Below are 8998 nucleotides of genomic sequence, written 5' to 3'. Positions count from 1 at the left end.
ATACCAACGGTCGTTGGAAACGACCTTTGGTTCCGATCTCGAATTTTCGCCAAGCCTCCGGCTTGACATCGAAAATTCGAGATGGGTCGACGGCCCGATGCGTCAGCATCTTGGGCCGTCGGTATAAGCATCATTCGGCGACTCGGTCACCGGTTCGGCGGCGAACGGGATCCGACAGCGGGGAGCGCGGGAGCGCAGCCCCACGCAACCCTGTCGTGCAGGTCCGCACGGCCGGCGCCGGGATCCGGGGCTGGCGGCGGCGGCGCAACGGCGTCAAGGTGGCACGCGAGACGGACCGGCCGCGCGGCCGGCCGGATGGAGGACCGCCCCATGACCCCCGACCTCCTCCTCCCGTTCGACGACACCGCGCCCACCTTCGCGGCCCGGCCGGTCTGGTGCGGCCGCGGCAGCGCGGTGATCGGGCGGGCGAGCCTCGGGGCGCAGGCCTGGCTCGGCGACGATTCGGTGATCCGCGCCGACGGGCACGAGGTGGTGGTGGGCGACCGGTTCTGGCTCGGTGCCCGCTCGACGCTGCACATCGCCGCGGAGATGTATCCGTGCATCGTCGGCGACCGGGTCACGGTCGGGCGCGATGCCGTGGTCCATGCCTGCACGGTGGGCGACGAGAGCGTGATCGAGGATGCCTGCGTGGTCCTCGACGGCTCCCTGATCGAGGACGGGGTGCTGCTGGAGGCCGGCAGCACGGTGTTTCCGCGCAGTACCCTGCCGTCCGGTTTCGTCTGCGCCGGCAGCCCGGCCCGGCCCCTGCGCCGCCTCGCGCCGGGCGAACTGGCCGAGCGGGCCGAGCGCCTGCGCGAGGCAGCGGCGAGCGAGCCGGCGGTCGGGCCGGGCGACGATTTCGCGCCCGATCCGGCGGTGTTCGTCGCCCGCACCGCCCGGCTGCACGGACGGGTCGCCCTGGCGCCTGGGGCGAGCGTGTTCTTCTCCTGCATCCTCGATGCCGGCGTCGGGCCGATCGTGATCGGATCGACGGTCAACGTGCAGGACAATTGCGCGATCCACACCCGGGGCGACGGCCTGGTGATCGAGCACGACACCACGCTCGGCCATAACGTGACCGCGGGCGACGGGCGGATCGGCCCGAACTGCCTCATCGGCATGGGCGCCCGCCTCGGTCCCGGCACGGTGGTGGAGGCCGACGTGCTCGTTGCGGCCGGCAGCGCCACCGATCCCGGGCAGGTGCTGGACTCCGGCTGGCTCTGGGGCGGGCGCCCAGCCCGGGCGCTGTCGCGGCTCGACGCGGAGCGGCGGGCGATGATGGCCCGGACCGTCGCCGGTTACGCCGCTTACGGCAGAGCCTATCGCAAGTTGCAGGCAGGCGCGACGGAGGGGCGTTGGACGGGGGAGGGCTGAGCGGACGTGCCTTGGGCGGGCCAACGCATCGTCCCATCAAGCGGACGTTCCGGCTCCGGCGATGCCGGGCGCGCCAGAGATCGCCGGCGTTCCACAATCGATCATCGATCGGACAAGCCTTCACATCGGGTCGCGGCGCTCAACCGAACGTCGCGTCCATCGCTTTGCGGTCGTGATCGAGGAGCCAGTCATTCCGGCGCTCGTAGAGCGGCCTGAGGGTTTGCCGGTCCGGGGCGACCACATCGAGGCCGCGATCATCGTAGGGGTGGACGACGATCTTGCGGGCGAAGTCGACGATGTGGACGCTGAAGCACCGCGTGCTCGGCGTGATCGAGAGATCGCGCGTCAGAGCGGCCCAGAGAAGCGCCGTCATGGCATCGTCGGATTTGTCGAAATCCGCTCCATGCCAGCAGCGATACAGGTCGACGCCGAACGCGGCGATATGATCCTCGTCGTTCCGGGGAACGCGGTCCGACCCCCGCAGAGACTCGCGAAACCCGATTTTGGCCAGGCGATCGAAGGCGGCAGAGACGCGGCGAGCGGTTTTCCTGTCGCTATAGTAGCTGATGACCGCCGTCAGCGTCACCGACTCCGCGAATGCGTCAGACGCGATGAGGCGTGCCCTGTCCATCGCGCGAATGAGCTGGACCGGGGCACCTTGGGCATCGTTGTCCAGCTCGAAACGAAGCGCGTATCGAGCATGGTAGAACAAGGCATGGGGGAAGCCGTCCCAGCCGAAAGCGTCCTGAATTCGCGCGAGCGGCCCGCCATTCATCGGATCGGTGGAACTCCAAGCGCTCCCGACATCAGAGCGGCACCCGATCACGGGACCATCGGGGGCTGCTCCAGGTGTTGGATTGTGCCGCATGTTCCGCGACGAACCAATGGCCAGATCGATCGTCCAACGCGGCGCCACCAAGGCCCTGACGGGCCGACAGCAGGCGGATCGCTTCGCCGCTACAGACCCGCCACCGCCCGCTCCGCCCCGGCGCGCCGGGCCGCCTCCGCCACGTCGAGGAGATGGCCGAGTTCGCTCGCTGCCGCGGCGACCCGCTCGGCGACGCGCTTGTCCGTGACCGCGCCGTTCTGGATCTCCGCCTCGCCGGCATAGACCGCGGTCGGCGCCACATGGGCGGTGAAGAAGCCGAAGAGCGGGCGCAATTGATGCTCGACCATCAGCGCGTGGCGCGGGCCGCCGCCGGTCGCGGTGAGCGCCACCGGCTTGCCGGCCAGCGCGGCCGGGTCGAGGAAGTCGATCACGTGCTTGAACAGCCCCGAATAGGAGCCGTTATGCACCGGCGAGCCGACGATCAGCCCGTCGGCGCCCTCCATCGCCTCGATCATGTGGCCGATCGGCAGGGGCAGGGCCTGCCGGGTCGTGGCGCCGAGCCCGGTGCCGACCTCGGCGAGATCGTAGACCTTCAGGTCGATCAGGCGGCGGCGGGTGAGTTCGGTCGCGACGGCTTCCACCAGCACGCGGGTCCGGGACGGGCGGCGGACGTTGCCCGAGAAGGCGACGATGCGGGCTGGTCTCACGGCGGGCTCCGGTTGGCTTCAAGGCGACGGGAATGCTGGAACGGTCTCGCGGCCTCGCGTCGATCCCGACTGTGCCGGGCGCGTGCGGCAGGTCAATGCGAAACCGGTGCCAAGGCTCCCCATCCCTTAACGGGACGCAGCGTCCCAGGTCGCCAAGAGATGGGGCAGATCGGTGAATGCGTCGAAAACGCGAACGGCCCCTGCGGCCAAAAGGTCCGTTCCGGTCCGGTCGTGTCCCCAATGTCCACCGCCGCAGAAGCCGAGGACCGGCATGCCGGCGGCGCACGCTGCCGTGACGCCCGGCACGCTGTCCTCGATCACCACGCAACGCTCCGGGGCCACGTCCATCTGCGCCGCGGCATAGAGGAAGAGATCCGGGAACGGCTTGCCTCGCGCCACCTGGGTGGCGCTGAACACGTGCCCGCCAAAATGCTCCAGCAGGCCGGTGAGCGACAGCGCGTGGCGCAGGCGCAGCGGATCGCTGCTCGAGGCGACGCAGCGGCGCTCCCGCATCGTCCCCAGCACCGCGCCGGCGCCGGCGATCGCCTGCAATTCGCCGTCGAAGGCCCGCAGGGTGTCGGCCCGCACCGCATCGACGAAGCCCTCCGGGGTCGGCACGCCGTAATCGGTCGCGATATGCGCCATGATCGAGGTCATGCTGGTGCCGGTGAAGCGGCGGGCCACCGTGGCGAGGTCGATCGGCACGCCGATGCGCCGGAGGTTCTCGGTCAGGCGCGCGAGGCTGATCGGCTCGCTGTCGATCAGCACGCCGTCGCAATCGAAGATCACCAGCTCCGGCCCTGCGCCCGTCCTGCCGTTCATGCGGTTCCCCTCCGCCGCGTCGCTGCGCCGGCCGCCCGCGCCGTGGCATGCCGGGGCGGCCGGGATCAACCCGCCACGGTGCCGCGCGCACGCTTGCACCCGCAACACCGTCTCTCTACTCAAGGTCCCGCGCGCCCCGCCCGGGGTGCGGTCCGGAGCCCTGGATGATCCGCTTCCTGTGCCGCTGCCTCGGTCTTCTGTTCCTCGCCGCCGGCTTCGTCGGGATCGTCTATGACGGCGCCCGCTCGATCGCCAACAATGCGGTGCTCGTCACCTCGGTCAGCGACGTCGCCGTGGCGCTCCTGAAGGACCGGGCCGCGAGCCTCCAGGCGATGGCCGAGGGCGGGCAGCCCACCCTGTGGAAGCTCCTCGGGCTCCCCTTCACCCTCTCGCCAGCGGCCCCGATCGCCCTGGTCCTCGGCTTGGCGCTGTTCTGGCTCGGCCAGCCGCCACGGACCGGCATCGGCACGGGCTTCCGCCCGTGAGATCTCGACCGACGCGCGCCGGACGCCCCTGCACGGATGGCCCGGGCCGTCTCTCTTCCCAGATTCTCCTGCCCACGAGCATGCCCGGCGATGCGGCCTGACACGTTGGGGCGGACCGCGATCGCGGTTCTGCCTGGCCTCTCCCTCTGCGTCGTCGTCACGGCGGCGGCGAGCCTGGTCCAGGCCGCGGAGGAGCGCCTCGTCCACCACCCCTATGTCGAGGCGCTGGTGATCGCGATCCTCGCCGGCATCGCGATCCGCTCGGTCTGGGAGCCGGGGCCGCGCTGGCGCATCGGCATCGCCTTCGGCGCCAAGCAGCTCCTGGAGGTCGCCGTGATGCTGCTCGGCGCCTCGATCAGCCTCGCCGCCCTCGTCGCCTCGGGGCCGGCATTGCTGGCCGGCATCGTCGCCACCGTGGTGATCGCCCTCGTGGCCAGCTACAGCATCGGCCGCCTGCTCGGGCTGCCGGCCCGGATGTCGATCCTGATCGCCTGCGGCAACGCCATCTGCGGCAATTCGGCCATCGCGGCGGTCGCCCCGGTGATCGGGGCGAGCGGCGACGACGTCGCCTCCTCGATCGCCTTCACGGCGATCCTCGGCGTGCTGGTGGTGCTGGGCCTGCCGCTCCTGATCCCGCTTCTGGGCACCACCCCGACCGAATACGGCGTGCTCGCCGGCCTCACGGTCTATGCAGTGCCGCAGGTGCTGGCCGCCACCGTGCCGGTGAGCCTCGTCAGCACCCAGGTCGGCACGCTGGTCAAGCTCGTGCGGGTGCTGATGCTCGGGCCGGTGGTGCTGGGCCTGTCGCTGCTGGCCCCGCGCCTGCGCGACGAGTCCGGCGCCCCGGCGGCCGAGGGTCATTCCGGGGCGAGGAAGAAGCTCGGCTTCTTCAAGCTGGTGCCGTGGTTCATCCTGGGCTTCCTCGCCCTGGCCACCGCCCGCTCGCTCGGCCTCGTGCCCGACGCGGCGCTCGCGCCCCTGACGCGCATCGCCGGCATCCTGACGGTGATCGCCATGGCGGCTCTGGGCCTCGGCGTCGACGTGCGGGTGGTGGCCCGGGTCGGCGGCCGGGTGACGCTCGCGGTCGTCGCGTCCCTGGCCGTCCTGCTCCTCGTCAGCATCGGGCTGGTCCGGGGCTTGGGCATTTCCTGACGGCGCTCAGCTCCGGAGCGAGGCCGTGCCGGATGTCGGCCCGACCCCGTCCGGAACCGGCACCGAGGTCGCGCCGTAATTCGCGTTGAGGGTGAGGTTCGGTCCCTCGTAGAGGTTGATCTGCCGCGCGACGATCACCGTATAGGCCGACTGGTCGGCGACCGGCCGGCTGCTGTCGATGATGAGCCGGCCCGCCGGCAGGTAGATCGTCCCCAGCATCGTGCGGGCATTGTCGCTGATGATGCGGTATTCCCGCATCGCCTTCGCGCCGCCCGGCGGGGGAGGGGGCGGCGGCGTGACCGCGCTGTCGATCGGAACCGGGACGGGATTCGAGACGGTGCGGCTCTCGGCCATCAGCAAGCCGGCCATCAGCCCGCTCGTCGGCGCGGTGAGGCTGATGGTGGTGTCCTTGTCGAACCGCATCCCGCCCTTGTCGCCGGTGAAGAAGAGCCCGACGCCCTGGCCCGACAGGCTGGCCCGCTTGTCGACGATGAGCGGGCCGTCCTTCATCACGTAGATGCCGGGGCGCAACGTCACCGAGGCGGTGCCGGTGACCTTGAGGCCGCCGCAATAGGTGCCGGGATCGAGGGTGACGCTGCCCGTCACCACGTTGCTGGCTCCGCCGGTCGGGCCGGCCTGCGCGGAGGGGCTCAGGATCACGCAGTCGATGCCGGCTTGCGGTAGCGGACGGTCCCTGAGCGGATCGCCGATCGGCGCGCAATCGGTGATCGGCGCCGGGGTGAACAGCGCCTTGCTGCCGTCGAACCCGCCCGCCGAGCAGATCGAGAGCGCCCGGACGGTCGCGCTGTCCTTGCCCTGGATGCCGCTCGGGCTCGACGAGTTTGAGTAGAGCGAGCAGCCCTCGGCGGTGACCTGCGCTTTCTTCTCCACGTCGAACGCCCCCTTGGCCGAGGGGTCGAGGGCGAGCAGGCACAGGCGGACCGAGCCGACGAGCTGACCGGTCGCCCGGACGATCAGGGTGGTGGAGGGCAGGCTGAGCAGCTTGCCCATGATCGAGGGCACCGTTTCCTCGATCACCGCCGAGACGGAGCGGCGTCCGTCGCCGATCGCGACCGTGATGCTGCTGAGGCGGTCCGCCGGGCCGCGCGCCTGTCCGACGATCGCCTGCCGGGTGACGCTCGTCACCGAAGCATCGTCCGCATTGGCGAGCTTGAGCAGGGCGGCGCCGGCGAGCACCCCGGAATCGGCGGCGCTCTGCAACTGGCTCTTGCGGGAAAGCAGCCGGCTGTACTCCACGGCGGCGCTCACCGACCCCAGCAGGACCGGCAGGGCGAGCGCGAAGGCGACCATGAAGGCACCGCTGCGATCCTGCGCGAAGAGCCGGAGCCGCCGGGCGGCGTGTGCCGTGCGGAGGCGGGATAGAGAGGTCGTCACGGGAGCCGCACCGCCGTTAAGCCTTGCATGGACCCCTGGCGAAGGGGCTGCGCGTCTGCGCAGGCCATGCCGGGGTGACGTGTCGACCACGCACCGGCACCGGATCGGTGACGAGGCTTTGATCTAACAAGGCCAGTTTGACAGAGAGGGACCCTAACGAAGGGTGAAGGCGGCGGGTTCACCGGGTCGTTGGCGCGGAGCGGCATGGTGCGCTGACGCCTTCGTCGGATCGGGATGCCGCGGCGGCGCGGGAAAGGGCCGCGATCACGGTCCATCCCCGATGGAGGCGTGCCGAGAACCGGCTCTCCCCGACGCGCCCTGACCTGGAGCCTGTTCGAGCCGACTCGCCTGCCGCATGCCGGGAGCGAGTGTGAGAGCCTTGTCGATCGGACTCCACAGATTTGCCATCCTGCCTGTGGGTCCGGGGCCGCGCAGCGGAGCCCGGACCCGGAGGGGCGCGCCCCGCAATCCGGATCCGCAGGATGCCCGGATCTGGGCGGACCGTCTTTCGCCTGTTTCGACACCACCTGACTGTCTGGGCGTACCCGCGGCACTCCGGCTCGGTCCGTCGCGGTGTCGGGGCGGATCAGGTCGGGGGTGCGGCCGTCCGGCGCTCCGCGGCCGGCACGGGCCTCTCGGCCGGCTGCGCCTTGGCGGCGGGTCTCGAGGTCGGCTTCTCGGCCGCCGGGACCGTCTCGGCCGTCGGTGCCTTGATGGCGGGTTTTGCCGAGGCGGGGCTGGAGGTCGCCGGCTTGGGCGGGGCCGCAAGTCCGACCGGTGCCGCCGCCGCCGGGCCCGGAACGGGCTTGGCCTCAATCGGGCTGGCCTGGTTCGTCTTGGTCTGGTTCGTCTTGGTCTGGTTCGTCTTGCCCTGGTTCGTCTTGGCCTGACCCGCCTTTGCCTGCCCCCCCTTGGCCGGCACGGGCGTCGCAATGGCGCCGGTCACCGCCACGTCCGCGGGCTTGCCCGTATCCTTGCCGGTGTCCTTGCCACTATCGAGGCCGTAGACGTCGTCGCGGAAATGCACGCGCCCGTCCGGGGTGGCGTAGCCGGTGAGGTAGACGAAGGTCACCGGGATGGGCTTGGCGAGCTTGATGTCGCGGCGCTCACCGGTGGCGATGCCGGTCTCGATCTCCATCGGTCCCCAGACCGAGCCCGGGCCGTTCGGGCCCGGCGTGCCATCGAGCAGCCAGCCGACCAGCGCCTTCACGTCGGCGACGCGCACGCAGCCCGAGGAGTGGAAGCGCACGTCGCGGGAAAAGAGCGACTTCGACGGCGTGTCGTGCATGTAAACCGCGTGCCGGTTCGGCATGTCGATCCGCACCTGGCCGAGCGAGTTGTCGAAGCCCGGATCCTGGCGCAGGGTGTAGTTCACCGCCCGCTCGGTCGACCAGTCGACGGCGGTCGGCTGCACCTCCTGGCCCTGGCCGTCGAGCATGCGGATATGCATCTTGGCGAGGTAGCCCGGATCCTTGCGCATGTGCGGGATGATGTCCTTCTTGATGAGGGACACCGGCACGGTCCAGGTCGGGTTGAAGTTGATGTTGGTGATCTTCGTCTCGACCATCGGCGAGGCGCGGTCCGGCTTGCCCACCACCGCGACGTAGCGGCGCGCCACGCTGCCGTGGTCCACCGCCTCGACTGCGGCCGAGGGAATGTTGACCACCACGTAGCGGTCGCCGAACGGAAAGCTCGATCCGATCAGCCGGTTGGCGGAGGCTGCGAGCTGGCGCTGGCGCACGCTCGCCGGCACGTTGAGAGCGGCGACCGTCTGGCGGCCGAGGAGCCCCGTCTCCGGCAGGTTGTGCCGGGCCTGATAGCGCTTGAGCGCCGCGACGAGGCCGGGATCGAGCTGGTCCGTTTCCGGGCTGCCGGGGGGCAGGTCCTCGGTCAGCGCGAGGTGGCGGCGCAAGGCCGGGATCGCCGGGCTGCGCTCGCCGGGCTTCACCGTGAGGTCGGCCGGCACGGCCGGCCAGCCGCCGGCCTCGACCAGGGCCTGGTAGCGTTCCGCCGCCCGCAGCGTGTCGAGGAAGGTCGCCGGCGTCAGGGTCGGGGTGGTGTCCTGCGACATCCGCGCCACCACCAGCGGCGGCAGCTCGCGCGAGACCTTTTTCGGGGCCGGCTTCCCGTCGGCCGGTCTTTGCTCAGCCGGTTTGGCGTCGCCCGTCCTCGGGGCGGCGCTGGGCCTGATCGGGCCGACCGGCAGCGGCGTTGCGCCGCCCCGAGGACGGGCG

General features: G+C 71.0%; 8 protein-coding genes. 3 read left to right on the top strand and 5 right to left on the bottom strand.

Annotated features, from left to right (window positions below; genetic code table 11):
* Positions 1-330 precede the first annotated feature (330 nt).
* Positions 331-1374, top strand: coding sequence for a gamma carbonic anhydrase family protein (locus VP06_RS27905; protein ID WP_048467071.1), 1044 nt, complete (start codon positions 331-333; stop codon positions 1372-1374).
* Between the two features lie 139 nt (positions 1375-1513).
* Here the strand turns inward: VP06_RS27905 and VP06_RS27900 are convergent, their stop codons facing one another.
* The 3 genes from VP06_RS27900 to VP06_RS27890 form a co-directional block, all read right to left on the bottom strand.
* Complete coding sequence (locus tag VP06_RS27900) at positions 1514-2149, bottom strand: DUF3885 domain-containing protein (protein ID WP_048467070.1); 636 nt, start codon at positions 2147-2149, stop codon at positions 1514-1516.
* Between the two features lie 182 nt (positions 2150-2331).
* Positions 2332-2910, bottom strand: a complete 579-nt coding sequence (gene msuE, locus VP06_RS27895) for an FMN reductase (RefSeq protein WP_048467069.1) — start codon at positions 2908-2910, stop codon at positions 2332-2334.
* 126 nt (positions 2911-3036) lie between these two features.
* Positions 3037-3732, bottom strand: coding sequence for an HAD family hydrolase (locus VP06_RS27890; protein ID WP_048467068.1), 696 nt, complete (start codon positions 3730-3732; stop codon positions 3037-3039).
* A gap of 164 nt (positions 3733-3896) precedes the next feature.
* Here VP06_RS27890 and VP06_RS27885 point away from each other — a divergent pair, with 164 nt between their 5' ends.
* On the top strand, positions 3897-4217 hold the full coding sequence (locus VP06_RS27885; RefSeq protein WP_048467067.1) for a hypothetical protein: 321 nt from the start codon (positions 3897-3899) through the stop codon (positions 4215-4217).
* A gap of 90 nt (positions 4218-4307) precedes the next feature.
* Positions 4308-5369: a YeiH family protein gene (locus tag VP06_RS27880; protein ID WP_048467066.1), complete on the top strand. Its 1062-nt coding sequence runs from the start codon at positions 4308-4310 to the stop codon at positions 5367-5369.
* Positions 5370-5375: 6 nt separating this feature from the next.
* On the opposite strand, the gene VP06_RS27875 is transcribed toward VP06_RS27880, so the two are convergent.
* Together VP06_RS27875 and VP06_RS36760 are read right to left on the bottom strand one after the other, a co-directional pair.
* Complete coding sequence (locus tag VP06_RS27875) at positions 5376-6680, bottom strand: TadE/TadG family type IV pilus assembly protein (RefSeq protein ID WP_048467065.1); 1305 nt, start codon at positions 6678-6680, stop codon at positions 5376-5378.
* A gap of 670 nt (positions 6681-7350) precedes the next feature.
* Positions 7351-8998: L,D-transpeptidase family protein (locus VP06_RS36760; RefSeq protein ID WP_245291343.1), on the bottom strand; the 1648-nt coding region annotated here is incomplete at its 5' end.

It is taken from the genome of Methylobacterium aquaticum, assembly GCF_001043915.1.
Taxonomy (GTDB): Bacteria; Pseudomonadota; Alphaproteobacteria; order Rhizobiales; family Beijerinckiaceae; genus Methylobacterium; species Methylobacterium aquaticum.
Note: the sequence above shows the minus strand (reverse complement) of the source record. Positions and strands in the feature narration are given on the sequence as shown.

Bases quoted from the DNA above. Each gene is read 5' to 3' on its own strand.
- VP06_RS27890 (WP_048467068.1), bottom strand. From the start codon at position 3,732: ATGAACGGCAGGACGGGCGCAGGGCCGGAGCTGGTGATCTTCGATTGC.
- VP06_RS27880 (WP_048467066.1), top strand. From the start codon at position 4,308: ATGCGGCCTGACACGTTGGGGCGGACCGCGATCGCGGTTCTGCCTGGC.
- VP06_RS27885 (WP_048467067.1), top strand. From the start codon at position 3,897: ATGATCCGCTTCCTGTGCCGCTGCCTCGGTCTTCTGTTCCTCGCCGCC.
- VP06_RS27905 (WP_048467071.1), top strand. From the start codon at position 331: ATGACCCCCGACCTCCTCCTCCCGTTCGACGACACCGCGCCCACCTTC.
- VP06_RS27875 (WP_048467065.1), bottom strand. From the start codon at position 6,680: ATGGTCGCCTTCGCGCTCGCCCTGCCGGTCCTGCTGGGGTCGGTGAGC.
- VP06_RS27900 (WP_048467070.1), bottom strand. From the start codon at position 2,149: ATGAATGGCGGGCCGCTCGCGCGAATTCAGGACGCTTTCGGCTGGGAC.